Source organism: Collinsella sp. HCP28S3_G2 (genome assembly GCF_052065125.1).
Lineage (GTDB): Bacteria > Actinomycetota > Coriobacteriia > Coriobacteriales > Coriobacteriaceae > Collinsella.
In genome coordinates this window covers 60,523-80,655 of the sequence record NZ_JBQHUO010000004.1, presented here as the reverse complement: position 1 = coordinate 80,655, position 20,133 = coordinate 60,523, and the positions used below count along the sequence as shown (strand labels likewise).

The 20,133-nt window shown below is 59.4% G+C and carries 22 protein-coding genes and 1 tRNA gene; 2 read left to right on the top strand and 21 right to left on the bottom strand.

The window, feature by feature from the left end; translation table 11 throughout:
• The first annotated feature begins 72 nt into the window (after nt 1-72).
• Nucleotides 73-148 (top strand) — tRNA-Thr (locus ACTNB2_RS04105).
• A 212-nt stretch (nt 149-360) separates the two neighbouring features.
• On the opposite strand, the gene ACTNB2_RS04100 is transcribed toward ACTNB2_RS04105, so the two are convergent.
• From ACTNB2_RS04100 to ACTNB2_RS04085, 4 genes are read right to left on the bottom strand one after another with little or no spacing between them, the layout of a single operon-like run.
• On the bottom strand, nt 361-834 hold the full coding sequence (locus tag ACTNB2_RS04100; RefSeq protein WP_117778978.1) for a YhcH/YjgK/YiaL family protein: 474 nt from the start codon (nt 832-834) through the stop codon (nt 361-363).
• 32 nt (nt 835-866) lie between these two features.
• Entirely contained in the window at nt 867-1,007 is a 141-nt protein-coding gene (locus ACTNB2_RS04095) for a hypothetical protein (RefSeq protein ID WP_441045717.1), read from the bottom strand.
• A gap of 31 nt (nt 1,008-1,038) precedes the next feature.
• Nucleotides 1,039-1,974, bottom strand: a complete 936-nt coding sequence (locus ACTNB2_RS04090; RefSeq protein ID WP_441040858.1) for a hexose kinase — start codon at nt 1,972-1,974, stop codon at nt 1,039-1,041.
• A 58-nt stretch (nt 1,975-2,032) separates the two neighbouring features.
• Nucleotides 2,033-2,914: an aldose 1-epimerase family protein gene (locus ACTNB2_RS04085; RefSeq protein WP_441040860.1), complete on the bottom strand. Its 882-nt coding sequence runs from the start codon at nt 2,912-2,914 to the stop codon at nt 2,033-2,035.
• A 156-nt stretch (nt 2,915-3,070) separates the two neighbouring features.
• Here ACTNB2_RS04085 and ACTNB2_RS04080 point away from each other — a divergent pair, with 156 nt between their 5' ends.
• A complete protein-coding gene (locus ACTNB2_RS04080) occupies nt 3,071-3,655 on the top strand; it encodes a flavodoxin domain-containing protein (RefSeq protein ID WP_229770598.1) in 585 nt (194 codons plus the stop codon).
• Nucleotides 3,656-3,730: 75 nt separating this feature from the next.
• On the opposite strand, the gene nagA is transcribed toward ACTNB2_RS04080, so the two are convergent.
• From nagA to ACTNB2_RS03995, 17 genes are all read right to left on the bottom strand, one after another.
• On the bottom strand, nt 3,731-4,900 hold the full coding sequence (nagA, locus tag ACTNB2_RS04075; protein WP_154514990.1) for an N-acetylglucosamine-6-phosphate deacetylase: 1,170 nt from the start codon (nt 4,898-4,900) through the stop codon (nt 3,731-3,733).
• Nucleotides 4,901-5,017: 117 nt separating this feature from the next.
• Nucleotides 5,018-6,184 (bottom strand): SIS domain-containing protein, encoded by a 1,167-nt coding sequence (gene agaS, locus ACTNB2_RS04070; RefSeq protein ID WP_441040861.1) that lies wholly within the window; start codon nt 6,182-6,184, stop codon nt 5,018-5,020.
• Between the two features lie 114 nt (nt 6,185-6,298).
• Nucleotides 6,299-7,030 carry a GntR family transcriptional regulator gene (locus tag ACTNB2_RS04065; RefSeq protein ID WP_154514994.1) on the bottom strand — a complete coding sequence of 244 codons (732 nt, stop codon included), beginning with the start codon at nt 7,028-7,030 and terminating at the stop codon, nt 6,299-6,301.
• A gap of 184 nt (nt 7,031-7,214) precedes the next feature.
• Nucleotides 7,215-8,297, bottom strand: a complete 1,083-nt coding sequence (locus ACTNB2_RS04060) for a PTS system mannose/fructose/sorbose family transporter subunit IID (protein WP_138374505.1) — start codon at nt 8,295-8,297, stop codon at nt 7,215-7,217.
• Nucleotides 8,287-9,087 (bottom strand): PTS mannose/fructose/sorbose/N-acetylgalactosamine transporter subunit IIC, encoded by an 801-nt coding sequence (locus ACTNB2_RS04055; RefSeq protein WP_154514996.1) that lies wholly within the window; start codon nt 9,085-9,087, stop codon nt 8,287-8,289. Before ACTNB2_RS04055 ends, ACTNB2_RS04060 begins: the two co-directional genes overlap by 11 nt.
• Before the next feature lie 90 nt (nt 9,088-9,177).
• Complete coding sequence (gene agaV, locus ACTNB2_RS04050; RefSeq protein WP_154514998.1) at nt 9,178-9,660, bottom strand: PTS N-acetylgalactosamine transporter subunit IIB; 483 nt, start codon at nt 9,658-9,660, stop codon at nt 9,178-9,180.
• A 36-nt stretch (nt 9,661-9,696) separates the two neighbouring features.
• Nucleotides 9,697-9,978 (bottom strand): preprotein translocase subunit YajC, encoded by a 282-nt coding sequence (gene yajC, locus ACTNB2_RS04045; RefSeq protein ID WP_022094612.1) that lies wholly within the window; start codon nt 9,976-9,978, stop codon nt 9,697-9,699.
• Complete coding sequence (locus tag ACTNB2_RS04040; protein ID WP_117743271.1) at nt 9,978-10,421, bottom strand: PTS fructose transporter subunit IIA; 444 nt, start codon at nt 10,419-10,421, stop codon at nt 9,978-9,980. Before ACTNB2_RS04040 ends, yajC begins: the two co-directional genes overlap by 1 nt.
• Nucleotides 10,422-11,067: 646 nt before the next feature.
• Nucleotides 11,068-12,153, bottom strand: a complete 1,086-nt coding sequence (locus ACTNB2_RS04035; protein ID WP_441040864.1) for a hypothetical protein — start codon at nt 12,151-12,153, stop codon at nt 11,068-11,070.
• A gap of 126 nt (nt 12,154-12,279) precedes the next feature.
• A complete protein-coding gene (locus ACTNB2_RS04030; protein WP_427728602.1) occupies nt 12,280-13,365 on the bottom strand; it encodes an isocitrate/isopropylmalate dehydrogenase family protein in 1,086 nt (361 codons plus the stop codon).
• 6 nt (nt 13,366-13,371) lie between these two features.
• A complete protein-coding gene (locus ACTNB2_RS04025) occupies nt 13,372-14,070 on the bottom strand; it encodes a hypothetical protein (protein ID WP_427718960.1) in 699 nt (232 codons plus the stop codon).
• Nucleotides 14,071-14,085: 15 nt separating this feature from the next.
• A complete protein-coding gene (locus ACTNB2_RS04020; RefSeq protein WP_441031309.1) occupies nt 14,086-14,514 on the bottom strand; it encodes a hypothetical protein in 429 nt (142 codons plus the stop codon).
• Between the two features lie 5 nt (nt 14,515-14,519).
• A complete protein-coding gene (locus ACTNB2_RS04015) occupies nt 14,520-15,599 on the bottom strand; it encodes an NAD(P)-binding domain-containing protein (protein ID WP_427718955.1) in 1,080 nt (359 codons plus the stop codon).
• Nucleotides 15,600-15,697: 98 nt separating this feature from the next.
• Complete coding sequence (locus ACTNB2_RS04010) at nt 15,698-16,651, bottom strand: DegV family protein (RefSeq protein ID WP_427718953.1); 954 nt, start codon at nt 16,649-16,651, stop codon at nt 15,698-15,700.
• 80 nt (nt 16,652-16,731) lie between these two features.
• Entirely contained in the window at nt 16,732-17,316 is a 585-nt protein-coding gene (gene hpf / locus ACTNB2_RS04005) for a ribosome hibernation-promoting factor, HPF/YfiA family (RefSeq protein ID WP_055285508.1), read from the bottom strand.
• Nucleotides 17,317-17,633: 317 nt separating this feature from the next.
• Entirely contained in the window at nt 17,634-18,626 is a 993-nt protein-coding gene (locus ACTNB2_RS04000; protein WP_441040922.1) for a substrate-binding periplasmic protein, read from the bottom strand.
• A 604-nt stretch (nt 18,627-19,230) separates the two neighbouring features.
• On the bottom strand, nt 19,231-19,971 hold the full coding sequence (locus tag ACTNB2_RS03995) for a ComF family protein (RefSeq protein WP_441040866.1): 741 nt from the start codon (nt 19,969-19,971) through the stop codon (nt 19,231-19,233).
• Nucleotides 19,972-20,133: the final 162 nt, after the last annotated feature.

Genomic DNA, 20,133 nt, shown 5'->3' with positions numbered 1-20,133 from the left:
ACACTTGCGCGGATTTGCGATGTCCCGTATCATAGACAGCCGTTGACGCCTCAGCTGCGTCACCACATGGCCGCCAGCGTAGCTCAGTTGGTAGAGCACCGCTCTCGTAAAGCGGGGGTCACCGGTTCGAGCCCGGTCGCTGGCTCCATTGCACAAGACAGCCGCCTTCGGGCGGCTTTTTTGTTGCCGATTTTGAGTGCGCGCCCCCACCCACGCATCGCAACAGCGTCAGCTCCCCTATTCAAAAACAGAAACCCCGTTAATCGTGATTCCCCTAGGGAAAACACGATTAACGGGGTCGTAGCGTGATTCCCTTAGGGAAAACACGCCAGCATACGAACAGCTCAGCAGAGCAGCGCGCTATTCCTCCCAGTAAGCGTCTGCAAGCAGCTTAAAGCAGATCTTCTTGACCGGCTGTGCGCCATCGCCCGGGAACTCGAGCGTGGGCATGTGCGGCTCGCCGGCAACAAACAGCGCAAACTTGTCGTCGGCAAGATCGCCGGCGATCGAGGCGTCGGAATCGACCAGATCGTAGTCGTCCTTCTCGTCAAACTCCTGGACCAGCGTTAGGCTGCCCGTAGCGACCTTAAAGGCCTCGCGACCCTCGACGTCGATCTGCAGGTCGTGATAGCGCTGATGCGTCTCATAGTGAGCCTCGGCCTCGGGACGCGTCGTGGGAGCCATGACGTTCGCAAAGACCTTGTCGCCCAAAATCGGATGGCTGCCGACCTCGAGCTCCGCCGGGTCGTTCTCCTCGAGCCAGTCGATCAGCACGTCGAGGCCCTTGAGCATTCCGCGGTACTCCTCGATATCGCCCAATGCACCGTAAATCATCTAAATCCCCTCTCGGATCGTTTCTTTGGCGGTTACTCGGCAAACGCGTTGCCAAAGCTGTTGCCACCCGCATACGTCTCGACCAGGGTAAGGTCGGGAATGAACACGACAGTATCGGCGTCGCGCCCCGGCATAATGCTACCGCACTTGTCGTCGGCTCTAACCACAAGCAAACAACCGATGCCAGAGCCGACGCCCAAGTTCTTACAGCTCGGCCACGATAACGCCGTTGTAAACCTCGTCCCAACGGTCCATGACCAGATGACCGGTCATGGGATCCATGGCATTAAGCTTGCCGCAGGTGTTGGCGGTCCGCAGCACCGTCTCGTCGTCCGCGCCGGCAGCGATGGCATGCGCGAAACCGGCGATAGTGGAGTCGCCGGAACCCGTAGCGTTAACGGCAGGAATATCGGGGGTCTTGGCACGGAACGCACGTCCGTTGTGGAAGCCCACGGAGCCGGCAGCGCCCATGGACACGACGACCCAGGGGATATCGGAGAAGCGGGCGTCAGAGGCGAGCGCAGCACGGAGCTCGTCCACATCGTCGGTGGTAAAGCTCGTGCCCAGAAGGCCGTTGATCTCGGTTAGGTTAGGCTTGACCAGCTCGGGCTTGACCTCGGACTTGAGGGCAGCCTCAAGCGAAGCGCCCGAGGTATCGAGCAGCACCTTGGCGCCGGCGTTCTCGGCAATGCCCGTAATCTTGGCATAGTAGTCTGCCTCGACACCGCGGGGCAGCGAACCCGAAATAGTGACGACGTCGGCCTTGCTCGCCAGCTCGGTAAACTTGGTGGTAAAGGCATCCAGCTCCTCGGGGGCAATCGTCGGACCGCTCTCGAGCAGCTCGGTCTGGTTGCCGGCGTGGAGGATGTTGAGGCAAATGCGAGTCTCGCCCTTGATGGGCACAAAGTCGTTGTTAATACCGTTAGCATCCATGAGCTCTGCCATATAGGCGCCCATATGGCCACCGAGCAGACCGGTTGCCACAACGTCGTCGCCCAGCTGGCCCAGCACACGGGCCACGTTGAGACCCTTGCCGCCGGCGGTCTTTTCGGGCGTCACACGGTTGACGTCGTCGATAATGAGCTCATCGAGCTGATAGCGCGTATCGACGGACGGGTTCATCGTAACGGTGAGGATCATTTTTAGCTCCTTATCTCGCAGGCTCCTTATGCCTCGCGATACGAGTCGAAAAACGGAATTACAGAATCTCAATCGTGAACGAGCGAACGACAGTCTCCTTGGGCTTGGCGACAAGGCAGCCGCGCTTATGCTCAAGTACGTCGTCCTCATCGGAGCAGGTCGAGAGGCCGCCCCAGGGCTCAACTGCCACAAAATCGCCCTCGGGCTTACTCCACACGATGAGGTACGGGAAACCCTCAAAACTCAAGCGAACGCCCTTGTCCTCGCCCTTCTTGGAAAGCGTGACCTGACGACTCTCGAGCACGTCAAAGATGGTCTCCGCAAAATCGAAGAGCTCATGCGACAGGGGGAGCGTCTTTCCCACCATGGGGTTCTTTGAACGGTTAGCTACATCAATCAAGCCAGTCGAGGGTACGGCGGTGCAAAGCTCCGCAGCCTCGTCTTTCTCGAAGCGCAACTCGTAGTCCGTATAGGCCTCGCCCTCGTCGAGCGGGCACCTAAAGCCGGGGTGTCCACCGATAAAGAACGGCATGTCCTCGGTGCCCTCGTTGGTCACCTCATAGGAAACGCGCACGGCAGCGTCCTCGAGCGTATAACGAGCGACAAGCTTAAACGGGTAGGGATAATCTCTCAGCAGCGCGGCGTTATCCTCCGAAGCCAGGCACATAGCCAGCTCGTTTGCGCTTTGGCTCAGCAGCTTCCACTCCTGCTTGCGCGCAAAGCCGTGGCGGGCGAGCTTCACATGATACCCGGAAAACGTCATGGCGCTGCCATCGCGCAGGCCTCCGCAAATCGGGAAGCAAATCGGTGCCTGGCCAGACCACACGGCGGGATCGCCCTGCCACAGATACTCGCGACCTCCAGCCTCAATCGAGGTAAACGAACCACCAGCCGTGGACACCTTAACAGAAATCGAATCGTTGGAGAGAGCGTATTCCATTGCCCATCCTTTCGAACAACTGCTTTTTGCTCACAAGCACCCGTCTCGGCCCTGACTAAAGGACAAACCCGCACGCTCATCGATGTGTCCGGTATCCCAGCCATGCAACGGGGTACCATACAGGCATTGATGCAATTACAGCTGGAAGGCCTTCTTATGCGAACCATCATCCTCTACGCCTCGCGCCATCACGGCAATACGAAAAAGCTCGTGGACGCCATCGTCGAGGCACACCCCGAGATCGATACCCTCGACGTCAAGGCGCTCGGCAAAAACGAGTATCCCAACCTGCATGAATATCATCTGATCGGTGTCGCCACGGGCATCTATTACTCCGAGATCGACAAGGACATGGCACGCGTGCTCACCAACGTGCTGCAGCCGCAGGACAAGGTGTTTGGCCTTATGACCTACGGTGGCAAAAACAAGTGGTACGGCAAGGATATCGATGGCATCTGCCGCATGAGGCAGGCCATCTTTATGGGTGTCTACGGCTGCCCCGGCTTTGATACGTGGGGGCCGTTCAAACTCACCGGTGGTGTCCAAAAGGGACACCCGACCGCTGAGGAAATTAAGGGCGCCGTCGACTTCTTCGACAAGATCGAAGACGAGTATGGCGACATCATCGTCGAAGAGTACGCCAAGCGCGAGAAGCGCCTAGCATACGAGAAGGAGCATCCTGCAGGAGGCCTGGTGGCCGGCGTTAAGCGCACGGTAAAGAAGATCGCTAACAAGCTGTAACTGTGAAGGTACTTTTGAGCGTTTAACCCATGCGGCGGGTCCGAGCAGATTCGGGCCCGCCGTCTTTTTCTATCGTTACTCGGTAAAGGCGTTGCCGACGCTCTGACCGCCAACATACGTCTCGACGAGGGTGAGCTCATGGTCGAACACGACAAAGTCGGCGTCGCGACCCGGCATGATGCTGCCGCACTTATCCTCGATGTGTACGGAGCGTGCCGGCACCTCGGTTGCCATGCGAATGGCGATATCGGCACTGGCGATGCCCCAGTCGACGATGTTCTTGACGCCCTGGGCAAGCGTGAGCACCGAGCCGGCAATGCTCTTGCCGTCGGCGAGCCAGCACAGGTTGTCCTTCATGATGACGTCCATGCCGCCACTGGTGTAGCTGCCCTCGGGCATGCCGCCGCAACCCAGGCAGTCGGTGATGAGCACCGTATGCTGCCAGCCCTTTGCCTGCAGGAGCGCCTTGATGGCGCCAGGGTTTACGTGCTTGCCGTCACAGATGATCTCGGCGTAGGTCTCGGGCGTGGACATGGCAGCACCCACAACACCGGGCTCACGGTGATGCAGTCCGCGCTGGCCGTTATAGGTATGCGTAAAGCAGCTGGCACCGGCGTTGATGGCGGCGATGCACTCATCGTAGGTGGCGTCGGAGTGACCGATGCTGGTCACCACACCCTTGGCGTTCAGAGCAGCCGCATAAGCAGCGGCACCGTCGTGCTCGGCCGCCATGGCGCTCTTAACGATGCGACCACCCGCAGCCTCCTGCCACTGATCGAAGACCTCCTCGGAGGGATCGATAAGATAAGCGGGGTTCTGCGCGCCCACGTGCTTCATGGTAAAGAAAGGGCCCTCCAGGTAGATGCCCTGAATGCGAGCACCGCAGAAGTCGGGGCCACGGCCCTCGTCCGCCTGAGCGATGGCGGCGCAGGCGTCCTTGATCTGCTCGACGCCATCGGTGAACGTCGTGGGCAGCCAGCTGGTGGTACCGCGACGGGCTAGCTCGGTCGAGCTGATATCGATGCCCTCGGGATCGTTATCGGTAGTCGAATGGTTATAGAAGCCATGGATGTGGGTGTCGACCATGCCCGGCGCAATCCACGATCCCGTGTAGTCCTTGATCTCGCAGGAGGGCTCGTCGGCCTGCCAAGCGCCAAAGACGCCGTCCTCGACCATAAGATAGCCGCCCAGTTGCGGGCCTGCCGGCAAGAAGAACTTGTCAGCCTTAATTGCGTACGTGCTCATATGTACTCCTTACTTCTAAAGCAGTTAACTGTGGTGATGTTTATACCCAGCTCACGTAAAACAAAAAGCGCCCGCCCGCCGTTATGAGCGGACGGGCGCCCTTACAGGGGGACGCGATTAAGCGGTGAAGGGGTGAATCGTCACGCCCTTGACCACGCGGTTGACCGTGCCGGTGGGGCTCGGCGTGTCGGGCGTGTTGCCCACGCGCACGGAGTTAAGCAGGCTGATAGCCTGAGCAAACATCACGAACGGCAGAGCAAGGTAGCCCTCGGGAAGTGCCTCGTAGCCCTTAAAGGTGAAGGACTCACCCTCGTAGACAGTAGCGCCATCCTGCTGAACGGCAACGGTGTGCTGAGCAATATCGTCGCCACCGATCTCGTTGAGGATGTCGATGTCGTACTGACGGGTGTAGGCGTCGTTGTTGACGAACACGAACACGAGGGTCTTGTCGTCGACGAAGGACTTGGGTCCGTGACGATAGCCCATGGAAGTGTCGTAAGAAGTGGCAACCAGGCCGTGAGCGAGCTCGAGGATCTTGAGCTGGCTCTCCTGGGCAAGGCCACCGAAGGAGCCAGAACCCAAGTAGGTCACGCGGTTAAAGTCTCCAGCGAGATAATCGGCGACCTCGGGCTCACGGGAGATGACCTCCTCGCCCATCTTGGCGATGGTCTCGACCCACCCGGCCTTCTGCTCGTCAGAGGCAGTGTCGAAAATAAGGGTGGCGAGCAGGGTCATGCAGGAATAAGAACCGGTCATGGCGAAGCCCTTGTCGTTGGCGCGCGGAATGAGCAGCGTCAGCGCGTTGGGATCATCGGCAGACTCGACGGCGAGCTTGCCCTCGGGAGCGCAGGTGATGTTGAGGAATTTGACGTTGTGGACAAGCTCCTTGGCAACGGCAACGGCGGCAAGGCTCTCGGGGCTGTTGCCAGAGCGGGCAAAGGAAACCACGAGCGTGGGATCCTCGGCACGCAGGAAGTCGCGCGGGGCGCTCACGATGTCGGTCGTGGCAATGGGCTTAAAGTCGTAGAGATCAGTGTTGCCAGCGTGACGCAGGTACGGGGCGCAGGTATCGCCAACGTAGTCAGACGTACCGGCACCGGTGAAGACAACGGACAGACGGCCCTCGCCCATAGCGCGAGCCTCGGCCAGAAAGGCCTCGATGGCCTCCTTGTTCTCACGATAGATGTTGAGCGTATCACGCCAAAGCTCGGGCTGCTGAGCAATCTCGGCCGTGGTGATCTGGGCGCCGAGCTCGGTGAGCTCCTCGACACTCTTCTCGAACATTTCTAATACCTCTCTCTAGAAGTAATCCTCTGACGTGCAATTATACACTTCGGTTGGTTATCTGGTAGTAACCAGTTAAATGCAAGGAATCACCATATGGAAACGATGCGAACACTAGTTGCTACGCTGGTGGTAAACCTTGTATTTAAACTGATCGGCACGAGCAACCGAGAGCGTATACTCCACAACCTCGTTTGACTCGTTATACGTAGTCCTGACCAAATCGAGCACAGGCGACCCCTCGACAATTGCCAAAAGGTGGGCATCGGTGGGACGGGCTATGCTCGCATAGAACTCCTCTTCGGCCACGCGAATCTTTTGCTGAAAGTCCTGCTCAATCACATCGTAAAGCGGCTTACTCTCCAGCAGTGGTCGCTTTAGGGACAGAAATTGACGAACCGGCAGATAGCTGCGTTCGACCATCATGGGCATGTTGTCGGCAGAACGAAGGCGCTTGAGCTTAAAAACGCGATCACCGATATGCAATCCCATATGCTCGGCTAGATTCTTATCGGCCTCCATCTCGCAAAACTCGAGAATCGTGGTCTCGGGGTCACGACCCATCGCGCGCATCTGTTCGGTAAAGCTGTAGGACTGCATAAGATTGGTTGCCTTTGCCGAACGGTCGGTCACAAAGGTACCGCGACCGTGCTGCCGAACCACCAGTCCTAAACGCTCCAGTTCCTGCAGAGCCAGGCGTACCGTGGTGCGCGAGAGACCATAGCGCTCCGAAAGTTCGCGCTCGGAAGGAATCATGTCACCGGCACGATATTCATGGTCAATCTTTTCGGTCAGAATATCGACCAGCTGATCGTACAGCGGTTGCTTACGCGCCCCGATCGCCATCCTATCCTCCCATTTTCTCAAACTCGGCTACTACCTTGGGTGGTTAACATTATCTGTCTGCCACATCCGAATCATCAAGAAAACAAAAGCCGCGCGCTCTTTCGAGCACGCGGCTTTTAACATACACATGGCTTAAGGGGTCGGGGTGTGAGCCGCGTAGGGACACACCCCTCAAGCTAGAGCCTTACCAGATGCTCGGCCAGAGACCAAGCGGGCCAGCGCCCAGGATGCCCAGGACGAAGAGCAGCAGAATGCCCTTGGTCGGGGTCCAGCTGTGCTTAGCGAACATGTAGTAAAGCAGCAGCGTAAGCATAAGCGGGACGAGCTTCGGGACGATGGTGTTGAGGGTGTCGGCAACAGAGAAGTTGACCGGATCCTCGGTAACGGTGCCGTAGGTCACGGACTCCATGCCGTTGCCCAGATCGGTAACGCCGCACTCGACAGCGTTGCCGTCGGCATCGGAAGCGGTAAGGGCGTTGCCGTCCTTATCGGTCATGGCGATGGTACCGGCCTCAGCGGTCTCGGTATCGATGCCCTCCATACCGGTGAAGTTCTCGGCCTCCTTCTCGGAGACGATCACGGTAGTAGCGGAGAGGCCACGGGTGGTGCCGTTGGGAATCTGGAGGTTGATCTGGGTGCCACCCATGGTGACGACCAGGCAACCGACGACGAAGACGCCCATGATGGAAGCGGCGCGCGTGAAGGCCTGCATGTTGGCGGTCAGAGCGTCAATAGCGCTGGTGCCAAGCTTGTAGGACCAGTTCATGAGCCAGAAGCGCAGTGCGAACTGGACGGCGTTGAAGATCACCAGGAAGATGATCGGCGCAGCGGCGTTGCCGTTGATGGCCATGTTGGAGGTGATGCCAGCCGTGATAGGCACGAGCGTCAGCCAGAACAGGGCGTCACCGATACCACCGAGCGGGCCCATTGCGGCGACGCGGACGGCGCGAATCGTGGGGATGTCAACCTTGTTCTGCTCGAGCGAAAGCACGATGCCCATAACAAAGGTGACGAGGAACGGGTGAGTGTTGAAGAACTCCAGGTTGTGGCTCATGGAAGCCGCGAGGTCGTTCTTGTTGGTGTGGATCTTCTCCAGACCGGGGATGATGGAGTAGAGCCAGCCAGCGGCCTGCATACGCTCGTAGTTGAACGAGGCCTGCAGGAAGCAGGAGCGCCAAGCCATCTTGTTGAGGGTCTTCTGGTCGAGCTGCGGAGCAGGAGTGAGATCCTCGTAGTGCTCCGGGATCACATACTCATTAGATGCCATCTTCGAAGTCACCTCCGTCAGAAACAGCTGCACCCTTCAGCTCGGTCTGCTGCTGGAAGTCCCAGAAAGCGATGCCGAAGCCGATGAGAGCGAGGATGAGCAGGGCAGGAGTTGCCAGAGAATCGTTGGCAACGGTGATGATCGCGAGGCCAAAGCCCATGAGGAAGAAGCCCCACATATCGCGGTTCATCATAACCTTGAGCAGGACGGCGAAGCCGACGAAGCGCATCATGCCGCCTGCAGCGGAGAGACCGGTCTGCAGCCAAGCCGGGATGGCGGAGGCGATGGTCTGACCGATGGTAGCGCCAGCGATGAAGAACAGGGTGACGACGATAGCGAAGATCAGGCCGAGCAGAGCCATGGCGAAGTAGTTCAGACGCTCGATACCCTTGGTGTCAGCGTTGTGAGCCATGTTGTCCGCGGAGGACATGAGCGGCGACATAAGCGTGAAGACCAGGGTAACGCCGAGCTGACCAAGCAGAGCGAACGGAATGGCAAGGCCGACTGCCGCGTTGGGCTCGAGGCCCGTGGCGATTGCGAGAATGGCTGCCATGATGCCGCCGATGACGGCGTTAGGCGGCTGAGCGCCTCCGATCGGCATGTTGCCGATCGTCATGAGCTGATAGGTACCACCCACGAGAAGACCGGTGTTGAGGTCGCCAAGGATAAGACCGATGACGGCGCCGGTGACGATGGGCTGATAGAGAGACTCGAGGAAGTTGAACTGGTCGATTGCCGCGACGAACGTGACGATGAAGACCAGAGCGACCTGGATGATCGAGTATTCCATCTTGCTCCTCCTTTCAAAATGCATGTACGCACTTTTGATATCACGTACAGAACGTCAGGGTTTCACTCCTGACAATGTGGATCACGAGGATTACGAGAAGAGCTTGCTCGTGTCCTCAACAGGCGTGCTCGGAACGCGCCTGATCTCCAGCTCCACCCCCAATTCCTGCAGCTCTTTAAACGCAGCGACATCCTCGTCGTTAACTGCGACAGAGGTGGCGACTTGGCGCTTTCCTTCCGACATGTGCATGTTGCCGATGTTTACCTTCTTTATAGGCACACCGCCCTTGACGAGCGTAAGCACGTCTTCCGGTGTTTCGGCCACGATGAAGATCTTCTGGCGCGGGCTCGCCTTGCCGATGACGTCGATGGTCTTCTGCAGGGAGAAGAAACGCGTAGCGACGCCGGCGGGAGCGGCCATCTTCATGAGGTTCTGGCGCATGGTATTGGTTGACACGTCGTCGTTGGCGACGAGGATGAGGTTGGAGCCCAGAGTGGAGTTCCACTGGGTGGCAACCTGACCATGAATCAGTCGGTTATCGATGCGGGTAAGAAGAATGTTGGGTTCTGCCATGTTGATCAGCTTCCTTTCGCTATTTGCTGACGACAGTTACTTGATCTCCTGAATCGCGTAACGCGAAACATCTACGACGGCTCCGGATCGGACTTTGATCTGGACCTTCTCGCCTTCGATGCCCTTGACGGTTCCGTAGATACCGCCGGCGAAAAGAACCTCCTGACCCGGCTTGAGCTCGGTGTGCAGCTCCTTGAAGTACTTCTGCTTCTTCTTCATGTTGATTTGCGACCAGATGGTGTAAATCAAGCCCATGATGACAAGCAGGCCTAAAAGAGCGACCGAGGAGCTCAGGACGTTGGCTCCGAAATCGGCCATTAGATGCCGTCCTCGTCGCCAAAGATATCCTCTTCGTCGGAGCCGGCAACGGATGCGACCGTCTGGGCGGTGATGCCCGTCTGGCCAACGGTCACTGCCTGCTCGCCAAGCTCGGCGAGCGTGGCATTGCCGCGGAGGAACAAAAGCTCAATAACCATGGGGAGGTTAGTGCCGGTCAGAACCTCGACGTTGTCGACATCCTGGGCAATCATCATCGACTGGTTAAACGGGGTGCCGCCAAGCAGGTCGGTAAAGACGAGCACGCCATCGCACTCCTCGCGCATGGCGGTAATAGCGGCGCGGAGATCCTCACCGTAGGAAGCAGCCTGGTCGCCCTCAAAAGGAACGACGGTAAAAGCAGGCTGGTCGCCGGCAACCATAGCGATAGCGCTTGCAAGGCCGGGTGCGAACTGTCCATGACCGGTAAGAATAAAGCCAACCATTCAAATTTCCCTTCCGAAGGTGTGTACGATCTGAGTCCGATGATTTTCGGAAGCCAGCGGGCGCTCGCCCTTAAAGCTTCTTAGAAAGCGTTCTTTGAAGACCAGTGGTTTCTCAACTGGTAGTAACCACGTGACGTGTTGTTGTCACTATATCACCCCAGAAGAGGTCGCTTTCGTTGATTCATACAGTAAAACGTTTTTGCACCGCTCACGGTGATATTTCGACCGTTTACCGGTCGTTAACACATCTACCTGCGGTTTTGAAACCGTTTCGAAATGTTTTGGCAAAAGATCGGATCTTTTCCCGTGTCTAAACAACGCAGGGCGGATAAAAATAGCGTGTAGAAAAATTGCAGGTCATTGTGAAGATATGTGAATTGGTCTTTTTGACTTAATACCAGTCTGAACCAGTTTTGAGATTATCGGCGAACGGTCGTTTTCGACCGTTCACCGGTTACTTGCAATCGTTTGCAGTTGTTTTCCCAGATGAATTAGGGAGACCCGATGAAACACATGCGTGATCATTCAATCTGCCCTTTCCGTCTCAATAGATAGCCCTCCAACGCAAAAAGCCCCCTAGAACGATGTCCGTTCTAGGGGGCTTCATCAGATATTTCGGCTTCGTACTCGAAGGCTCAGGTAATCTTTACGCAAACAGGCCGTAGATGCTGATATTGGCCTTGGCGTAGAGGCCGTTGGCGTACTCGGTCCACTTGGAGCTGGCGCTCGAAGCCTGCGAAGAGTACTGCTGGTAGGCGGTGTAATAGGCGGTCATGGCCTGCTTATAGGTAGCGCTATCGGCCGTAAAGGCATCGTCAGCGAAGGCCTTAGCGTAGGCGCTATCGGCGTCCTTCCAGGTACCCTTTTCGCTATCCCACTCGTCGCCGGCAAGGTTGATGATGTAATCGGCGTAGTCCTTGCTCGCGGTGTCCTCGTTGCCGTCAGAAGGCTCGGTCGGAGCGATCGGCATGCTTGCGGAGCTATCGCCCACCTTCTTCTTGTAGAGCTTCTGCAGCGTTGCGGACTGGCGGACGATCTGCTTGGCCTGGTCCTTGGACACGCCATACTGCGTGGCCATGGTCTTGTAGTCCGAAGTGCCGATAGAATCCTCGGCGTACTTCTTCATCTCCTTAGAAGAGACGGTGATGCCCTCATCCTCGGCGGCGTCGAGCAGAATCTGGTTGCGCACGTAGGACAGGATAACGTCGGCAGAGGGAGCGGTGTAGTTGCCATCGCTATCCTTGACGGTATCAAGGCTGTACTGGCTCTCGATGGCCTCGCGCGCGGTGATGTCGCTCTTCTTGCCGTTGTAGCTGTAGCTTGCCACGGTCGAATCGAGCTGGTCCTCGGTGAGGGTCGCCGAGCCGACGCCCTTGCCGCCAAAACCACCGTTGCCGATAAAGAAGCCGACCACAGCAGCGATCACGATGGCGACCACAAAGGCGGCAATCATCGTCTTCTTGTGCTTGGATGCGCTGTCGTCCACGTCGGAGTCATCGTCCTCGTCCTGCTCCTCAGGCATGAGGTTCTCGTCGGCGGCATCCGCGGCAATCTGAGCCTCCAGGCGGGCGTCCTCCTCCTCGGCGGTCGTGCCGGCAGCAATGTGCTCGGCAGACGTACCTGCGACCAGATCGATCTTCTCGTCCTCGTCACCGTCGGGGCCTTCGCCGCGCTCGATAATCTGGATGCCGTCGATCTCGTCCTTTTCGTCCTTCTTTTGAATCAGACCCATATCAGTTACTCCTTGTTAAGAAACATAGTCCTCAATAGAATACGCCCGACAGAGCGCCGGGCGTATTCATTCTCAGGTTATCCGCAAACGTATAAGTACCGCTTAGGCGTTTGAAGCCGTATCCCCTTAGGCAAGATGCGCGATAACGGCATCGGCAAAGGCCTGCGTGCCCACGGCGCCCTCAATGGAGCCGGTCTGGGCACGACGCACGTCACCGGTAACCTGCTCGCCCTCGTCGAGCGTGGCAGATACGGCGGCGCGAATACGATTGGCAGCATCGTTCTCGCCCAGATGATCGAGCATCATAGCCGCAGACAGAATCTCGGCCGTGGGGTTAGCGATATCCTGGCCAGCGATATCGGGCGCGGAGCCATGCGTGGCCTCAAAGATGGCACAGTCGGCTCCGATATTGGAGCCGGGGGCCATGCCAAGGCCGCCTACAAGACCGGCGCACAAGTCGCTGACGATATCGCCATACAAATTGGGCAGGACTAGAACATCGAAGTCGTTGGGGTTCTGAACCAGACCCATGCAGGTGGCGTCGACGATCTTGTCGTTGAACTCGATATCGGGATAGTTGGCAGCCACCTCGCGAGCCACGCGCAGGAACAGGCCGTCAGTCGCCTTCATGATGTTGGCCTTATGCACGGCCGTCACCTTTTTGCGGCCGCAGCGGCGAGCATACTCAAAGGCGTACTCCACAATACGGCGGCTCTTGGCGATGGAGATGGGCTTGATCGAGATGGCGGAATCCGCGGCGAAGGTTTTCTGACCCGAGCGCTCGACAAGCTGTGAAAGCTCCTCGACCTCGGCAGCGCCCTCGTCGAACTCAATACCAGCGTAGAGGTCCTCGGTGTTCTCGCGCACGATAACCAGGTCGACATCGCGGAAGCGCGAGCCATCGCCCGGTTGCGACAGGCAGGGGCGCACGCAGGCGTACAGGTCGAAGTACTTACGCAGGGCAACGTTGACGCTGCGGAACCCCGTACCGACCGGCGTGGTGATGGGGCCCTTGATGGCAACTTTGGTCTGGGCGACGGCATCGAGCACATGCTGGGGCAGCGGCGTGCCAAACTCGTCCATGACGCCGGCACCGGCCTCCTGGACGTTCCAATTGATCTGGACACCGGCGGCCTCGACCACGCGGCGCATGGCCTGCGTAATCTCGGGACCGATCCCGTCACCGGGAATCAGGACTACATCGTGCGCCATAATCTGTTACTCCTCGTCTTCGGCGTCGTCAGATTTTTTAACGCTAGCACGCTTCTTCTTTTTGGAGAGATCCAGGCCAAAACGTTTAACAAGCATTTCGCAAATCTCGCTCGAACGGGCCTTGAGATAGCTGCCCTTGCCGTTCTCGGCATCGAACTTAAGGCGCAGCGCAAGCTTCTCGGCGATCTCGGCATCGATCTCGCCTTTGCCAAACTCGTACAGGCAGCCGAGCATATCGCGATACTCGAGGTCACCGTGGTAGCACTGGATGGCCTCGTCCAGGATGGGCCAAGCCTCGCGCGAACGCTCGACGCTCGTGGCACCCCACACGCACAGCAGGCGGAAGGCGGCATAGCGCAGCGTGGAGGAAATCTCGTCAAACAGTGCGGTCTCGGCGCCCTCAAAGGCATCGCCCAGCTGGTCGGGGCAGGTGGTGGCGAGCGCCGCCAGGGCATCGAGGGCCTCCCAGCGAGTCTGAGCCTCGGGGCGGTCGAGCGCCTCGATCAGCGCGGGCACGCAGGGCACGACGCGCTGCGGATCGCGCTCGGCAAGCAGGTGCAGCACGCGGGCGGCAAACTGGCGGATACGGCGCGTGGGGCAGCCGAGCTCCTGGACCAAGCGGTCGACGGTGTTCTCGTTCTCCTCTGCCAGCTGAAGCTGTGCCAGCTCCTCGTCGGTGAGCTGTTCGTCTTTGTTTTCTGCCATAGTTACCTCTTCTTACTATTTCTTAGTGTGCCTGCCAGCACCCTTGCTGTCATCGGTGACCGAGATGAGCTGTCGGTCAGCCGCGCCATTGCGACGCGCGCGGCGGCGCTCCTCAGCGTCTCCTGCGTCGGCGGCGGCGCGATGAGCCTGGTTGACGTTAAAGACCTCATCGTGCTTGCGCCACGGACCAACGGACTCGCCAAAGCTCATCTTAAGGCCGGCGATAAAGCCGCCAAGCCAGCCGATCGGCGCAAACTGCACCAGCGGGAACAGCGAGAACACCCAGGTCAGCAGGACGACTGCCGCCGCCCCTGCAAAGTTGGCAATCCAGTAGTCGCGCTTGGTGATGACGCGCTTTTCGCACGCCCACTGGCCGCACAAAAAGCCAATGTAGATCGCAAAGAGAAAGAGCACTAGTGCAAGCACCACGAACGTCCAGCTCATGGGCGCTACTCCTCGTGATGGTGGCCGCAGCAGCACTCGTGGCCGTCGTCATGGCCGTGGCCGCCGCAGCACTCGTGGTCCTCGCCATGGTGGTGGCCACAACCGCACTCGTGGTCGTCGCCATGCTCGCCGCAACCACAGCCTTCCTCGTGAGCACCATGCTCCTCGGGACGATACTGCGACCAGTCCAGACCGGCGGCAATGGCGTCGGCCTCCTCCTTATAGAGGACATTGATGGCCTGGGTACCCAGCTTGGCACCACCGATGGCGTCGAGCATGTCATAGAGCGTAAAGGCCACGTCGGCGCCGGGCAGCGCAAGCTCGCGGTCGTCGGCATAGGCGAGCGCCAAGCGCAGGTCCTTGATGAAGTGCTCCACCATAAAACCGGGCTTGTAGTCGCCGTCGAGCGCCTTGGGCGCCAGGCTCTCCATGGCACCGGACTTGCCGGTGCCGCCCAGGATCATCTGACGGGTCTTCTCCATATCAAGGCCGCTCAGCTCGGCAAACGCCAGCGCATCGGCCATGCCGACCATGCAGGCGCCCAGCGACACCTGGTTGGCGAGCTTGGCAGCCTGGCCCTTGCCGGCGCCGTCGAAGCAGCAGATGGTTGCCGCAAAGGTGGAAAGGATATCGCGGACCGGGGCAATGTCGTTCTCGGTAGCGCCCACGATAGCCGTAAGCGTGCCGGCGATAGCACCCGACTCGCCGCCGGTGACGGGGCAGTCAAACGCCATGCGGCCGGAAACCTGGGCGGCCTCGGCAATGTCGCGCGCCAGCTCGGGCGAGCTCGTGGTGAGGTCGATCAGGACCGCACCGGGCTTAGTGCACGCGAGCAGACCGTCGCCCGCCAGGTAGAGCTCCTCGACCTCGGAGGGATAGCCCACCATGGTAAAGACGACGTCGGCGTTCGCCGCGGCATCTGCCGGCGTATCGGCCCAGACGGCACCGCGCTCAACAAGCGCTGCAGCCTTGGACTTGGTGCGGTTGTTGACCGTGACGGGATAGCCAGCGTCCAGAATGTGGCCGGCGATAGGGGCACCCATGATTCCGGTGCCGATAAATGCGACAGAGAGCTTGTTTGCCATGAAACCTTTCCTTTTGGGTTGGGTGTTATTGCCAGGTTGAATACTCGTTGCCAGCGTTTGGGCTGTGAGTCGAGGGCGATTACGGACGCAGCGCTTGTCTACTGGCCGCGCACGCGGCGGGCGATGCGGTCGGAAAGCGACGCCTTGTCGGTGCGGTTCTTGCCCCAAAACGCGCAGGCCACCATGCCGGGGCCCACGTGCGAGCCGATGGTGGGGCCCACGGAGCTGCGAATGATCGTGACGTCGGCGCAGCCCTCCTCCTTGCGGATGGCGGCTTCGAGCCAGTCACCGTCCTTTTCGGCATCGGCCGTCATGATGGCGATGGGCATGGTGCGATCAGGCACGTAGTTCTCGCGGAACGACTTGAGGATGGACTTGAGCGCCTTCTTGCGGCCGCGGTTGACGCCGATCAGCGACAGCGAGCCGGCAAGGTCGTAGGAGAGCTCGGGCTTGACGTCGAGCTTTGCCGTGAGCTGCGCCGCCGCGGGCGGAATGCGGCCGCCGGCAGCCAGCGCATCGAAGCTCTCGAGCGTAAAGTAGCCGTGCACGTAGGTCTTGGCCTCGTTTGCCCAATCGACCAGCTGCTTGGCAGTCAGTCCCGCCGAACGCTGGCGCACGGCCTCAAGCGCCAGGAGCTCGCCGGTCGCGCAGGGCAGGGCGTTGTCGACCACGTAGAGCTCAAAGTTGGGATACTCGGCGCGCACGGCATCTGCCGCCTGGCACGCGGAGTTGTAGCTCGACGACAGCGCCGAGGTAAAGCACAGGTAAACCGTGGGCGTGCCCTCTTTGGCGCACTCGGTAAAGAACTCGATATAGCGACCGAGCGACACAGCCGAGGTGGACACGCGGGCACCGGCGCGCATGCGGTCGTAGAACTCCTTAGGGCTCATGCTCGACCAGATGTCGTCCGTGCGCTCCTCGCCATCGATAATAAAAGGGAAGCCCAAGATATCGACATCGAGGTTCGCGGCGACCTCGGGGTTAAAGTCGCAGCAGGTATCGACGACGATACGGCAACGGTCCGAATGACCGGCGGATGCGGCCTTGTCCATCAAAGCGACTCCTTACGTAAAAAAGGCGGCCACCCGCATGGGATGGCCGCCAACCGTTAACTCATGCAAGTTAACGTATTTTACTCGTCAAGTGTTTCGATGCGGGGCTTGATGATGCCATATCCACCATTCTTACGGTGATACACCACATTGATGAGGCCAGTCGTCGCGTTCTCGAACACGTAGAAGTCGTGGCCGAGCAGATCGGTCTGCACCAGCGCCTGCTCCTCAGTCATCGGGGTGACATCGATGACCTTCTCGCGGACGAGCAGGTCGTCGTCCTCCTCGGGCAGCAGCAGGTCGGCCAGATCCTCGACGCGCTCGACCGGTGCGACATCCGCGGCGCTGGCACCGCCCTGGCGGTTGTCCACAACCTTGGTCTTGAACTTGCGCAGCTGGCGGGTGACCTTATCGGCGGAGAGATCGATGGCGGCATACATATCTGCGCCGTGCTCGGCGACGCGAATCACAGAGCCGCGGGCACGAACCGTGACCTCGACGATTGCCGGGTTGGGGTTCGAGGGGTTCTTCTCATAACGAAGCACGACGTCGACTGTCATGGGCTCGATATCGAAAACCTTGAGCGCCTCGCCGATCTTCTCGTCCACATGCGCACGCAGAGCATCGGTTACCGTCGTCTTGCGTCCAGAAACCTTGATATCCATACGTGGCTCCAATCTGCCTCGGGGACTTACTGTACTGGCTATGTACCCATTGCCGTGCATTTAATCACCCGAATTCCCAAAGGCCCGAATAACGACTGCTTGATACCGCATACCGAAGTCTCGCACTTTTCCGCGGCAAAGTGCGCTATATGAGGGCGTCGGCGGAGTTGGTTTTTCTCCTGGAAATTGCCCTTGAGCTGCTGGTTTTATCAAAATTGAAAAGCCGGGCTCCCCTATTGGGGAGACCCGGCCATGCGTGTTGAAACCGTGAAGAAGCGCCTTGTTCAATGTATGGCAGGCGCCACCCCTACCAATAACTAGCTATTGAGCTTGTTGATGTCATCGTCGGTGATGGCGCCCTCCTGACTAGACGAGGGGCTGTCGCCGTTGTTATCGGAGGTGTCGCCATCGGAGGACTCGGTCTCGTTGGACGTGGATTCGGATGCCTGCACATTGGCCCCCGAAACAGTCTTGGCGGTAAGGTCATAGGGCATTTGGCCGTACCAGACGCAGTGGACCGCCTCGAGCGTGCCGTCGACCGTGATGTCGTCGAGGGCATCGCTCACGGCACGGCACAGCTCATCGTTAGAGCTAAGGCCTGCGATGCCAAGCGTGGAGGGCGTCTCGAGCGTGCCGACACAGGAGATCTGGCTCATCAGGCGCGCGAGGTAACCACCGGCCGTGGAATCACAGACCACGTAATCGACCTCGCCCGACTCGAGCGCCTCGAAGCACTCGTTGATGTTGGAGAAGGTCTTTTGGTTGGCCGTGATGCCCTGCTTGGCGAGCGCTTCCTGCGAGGCCGAGAAGGTCTGAACGCCCAGGGTAGCGGTGTTAAGCGTTTCGGTGGAAACGCTCAACGACTCGCCGTCAGTGCTCTTGCCGAATACGGCGGGGGCGTCGTACAGACAGGTGCCAAGCGAGCTGATATCGCCGTCCGTAGAGCTGGCGTCGCCAATGAAGATATCGGCCTTTTTATCGCTGAGCGCGGAATCGGCCGAGGACGCATCGACAAAGGCGACCTTGAGACCCATGCGGCATGCGAGGGCACGAGCGGCATCGACCGCATAGCCCGTGAGGTTTCCGTCGGCATCCTGCATGGCTTGCGGGGCATCGGAAGTATCGAGGGCGACCGTCAGGGTTCCCGGCGCGACCAGGGCATCATCCGATACCGTGGGGGTAACGGTCTCGCGCTCGATCTGGTCGATCGTGGGCGTCGTGAACGTGGACAGTGGATTGAACGCGCACCCACTCAGGCCCAAAACGGCAATGACCGCCGCGGTCCCAGCACCCAACCGAGTCGCATGCATCAAGCTGCCCCTCACCATGTCCGCTACCCTGCCTTCTGTGTCGTATACGATCCGTGCCCTGCACGGAATATCGGGTTGTTCCCACCAGCTGACCTGGTATTTGACCCCACACTTGCGCACCGGGGCGTTTGCTCGGGAGGCCGCAGCCACCTTCACGACTGGCCCGCTCGCCCGCGAGGCGGTATTGCCCCAAAGAAAGTAGAACGGACGGTGCGGCTTACATCTAGGACGCGCCATGATCGCGCCGCGCGCACGCGGTCGCTTACGTGGATCCCTTTGACCGCGTCTGTCTTGGACTTGGATGGGCGCATTGCCCGTCCGCAACCACAGCCTGGCGGGAACGTAGCGCATTATAGCTAAGTTCAAGCTAAAGTTTAAGGTTAGGTCGTCATTCGCACCGCGAGTACAGATTTCGCAGGTCGAGGCGGGTAGCACACGGCGCTCTTCATCGGGATGGAAGTCCCTCCAACTGATGTGACCCATTTGCCGGCGCTCGGCGCGCATCATGCGTAGCGCCGAGGCGCCGGTCAGGATTACAGAGGCTGCCAGTTGCTCGCCTGTCGGCTCGACGCGCCGCGCAATCTTCACTGCCACAAAACCACCCCTACCAAACGCGTGCGATAGCGAGGCCATCGACGGCTTTGGCGCCGGCGCGCTTAAGCTCCGCCGAGGCCGCTGCCATTGTTGCGCCCGTGGTAATGACATCGTCGATGAGCAGCAGACGGCAGCCACGTACATCCTCGACCGTCTCGTACATGTCCCGGACATGTTCCCGGCGCTCGGCGCGACCGAGTTCGCGCTGGTCGCCATGACCGTATTTGACCAAGGCGTCCACCAATGGCACGCCCGAAAGATCGCAAAACGAGCGCGCGATTGCTTCCATGTGATCAAATCCACGCCGCCGATACGCCGCCGCAGTCGCGGGCACAAATACCACCGCGTCGGCACCGGACAGCACGCCGCCGTAACGGTCGGGGGCTGCTACCTGGGCATGCAGGGCGGTGTCGTAGAGCAGCTCTGCCAGATACGGTGCCAGACGGCGCTCGCCCGCATCCTTGTATGCCTTGATGATGCGCGGCAACGGATGTGCATAGACAGCGCACGCCAGGCAGCGATCGAGGGCCTTAGCCACCGCCGAAGACGCACCCTCGACCGGGCACTCGGTACACAGCAGGTCTCCAAACGGAGCGCCGCACCTCGTGCAGCTGTGGCGCGGATCGACAAGCGTGAGCGACGCCAGGCACTCCCGACAAATAAGCGCACCGGCACGCTCGCAACCGGCGCATCGCGTGGGCGAAAGAACCTCGAGTGCCTCATGCGCCGCGCGCTCGGCAAACGGTAGCATTTCATCCGCAAACGGCGAGATGCCGGCACTCCGTAAGCGGCTCAAACCATTCAGATAGTTATTTATGACAAAACCCTCCCTACGCTTGGGCGAAGGGAGGGTTGTCGATTCAGTGCCATGATACCCCGTTGCATTTGGGGTCAGACAAGTCGAATCCGCTTG

What these genes read in the sequence shown, in the direction of transcription:
- ACTNB2_RS04100 (WP_117778978.1), bottom strand. Translation starts at nt 834, where the DNA reads ATGATTTACGGTGCATTGGGCGATATCGAGGAGTACCGCGGAATGCTC.
- ACTNB2_RS04090 (WP_441040858.1), bottom strand. Translation starts at nt 1,974, where the DNA reads ATGATCCTCACCGTTACGATGAACCCGTCCGTCGATACGCGCTATCAG.
- ACTNB2_RS04085 (WP_441040860.1), bottom strand. Translation starts at nt 2,914, where the DNA reads ATGGAATACGCTCTCTCCAACGATTCGATTTCTGTTAAGGTGTCCACG.
- ACTNB2_RS04080 (WP_229770598.1), top strand. Translation starts at nt 3,071, where the DNA reads ATGCGAACCATCATCCTCTACGCCTCGCGCCATCACGGCAATACGAAA.
- nagA (WP_154514990.1), bottom strand. Translation starts at nt 4,900, where the DNA reads ATGAGCACGTACGCAATTAAGGCTGACAAGTTCTTCTTGCCGGCAGGC.
- agaS (WP_441040861.1), bottom strand. Translation starts at nt 6,184, where the DNA reads ATGTTCGAGAAGAGTGTCGAGGAGCTCACCGAGCTCGGCGCCCAGATC.
- ACTNB2_RS04065 (WP_154514994.1), bottom strand. Translation starts at nt 7,030, where the DNA reads ATGGCGATCGGGGCGCGTAAGCAACCGCTGTACGATCAGCTGGTCGAT.
- ACTNB2_RS04060 (WP_138374505.1), bottom strand. Translation starts at nt 8,297, where the DNA reads ATGGCATCTAATGAGTATGTGATCCCGGAGCACTACGAGGATCTCACT.
- ACTNB2_RS04055 (WP_154514996.1), bottom strand. Translation starts at nt 9,087, where the DNA reads ATGGAATACTCGATCATCCAGGTCGCTCTGGTCTTCATCGTCACGTTC.
- agaV (WP_154514998.1), bottom strand. Translation starts at nt 9,660, where the DNA reads ATGGCAGAACCCAACATTCTTCTTACCCGCATCGATAACCGACTGATT.
- yajC (WP_022094612.1), bottom strand. Translation starts at nt 9,978, where the DNA reads ATGGCCGATTTCGGAGCCAACGTCCTGAGCTCCTCGGTCGCTCTTTTA.
- ACTNB2_RS04040 (WP_117743271.1), bottom strand. Translation starts at nt 10,421, where the DNA reads ATGGTTGGCTTTATTCTTACCGGTCATGGACAGTTCGCACCCGGCCTT.
- ACTNB2_RS04035 (WP_441040864.1), bottom strand. Translation starts at nt 12,153, where the DNA reads ATGGGTCTGATTCAAAAGAAGGACGAAAAGGACGAGATCGACGGCATC.
- ACTNB2_RS04030 (WP_427728602.1), bottom strand. Translation starts at nt 13,365, where the DNA reads ATGGCGCACGATGTAGTCCTGATTCCCGGTGACGGGATCGGTCCCGAG.
- ACTNB2_RS04025 (WP_427718960.1), bottom strand. Translation starts at nt 14,070, where the DNA reads ATGGCAGAAAACAAAGACGAACAGCTCACCGACGAGGAGCTGGCACAG.
- ACTNB2_RS04020 (WP_441031309.1), bottom strand. Translation starts at nt 14,514, where the DNA reads ATGAGCTGGACGTTCGTGGTGCTTGCACTAGTGCTCTTTCTCTTTGCG.
- ACTNB2_RS04015 (WP_427718955.1), bottom strand. Translation starts at nt 15,599, where the DNA reads ATGGCAAACAAGCTCTCTGTCGCATTTATCGGCACCGGAATCATGGGT.
- ACTNB2_RS04010 (WP_427718953.1), bottom strand. Translation starts at nt 16,651, where the DNA reads ATGGACAAGGCCGCATCCGCCGGTCATTCGGACCGTTGCCGTATCGTC.
- hpf (WP_055285508.1), bottom strand. Translation starts at nt 17,316, where the DNA reads ATGGATATCAAGGTTTCTGGACGCAAGACGACGGTAACCGATGCTCTG.
- ACTNB2_RS04000 (WP_441040922.1), bottom strand. Translation starts at nt 18,626, where the DNA reads ATGCATGCGACTCGGTTGGGTGCTGGGACCGCGGCGGTCATTGCCGTT.
- ACTNB2_RS03995 (WP_441040866.1), bottom strand. Translation starts at nt 19,971, where the DNA reads ATGCTACCGTTTGCCGAGCGCGCGGCGCATGAGGCACTCGAGGTTCTT.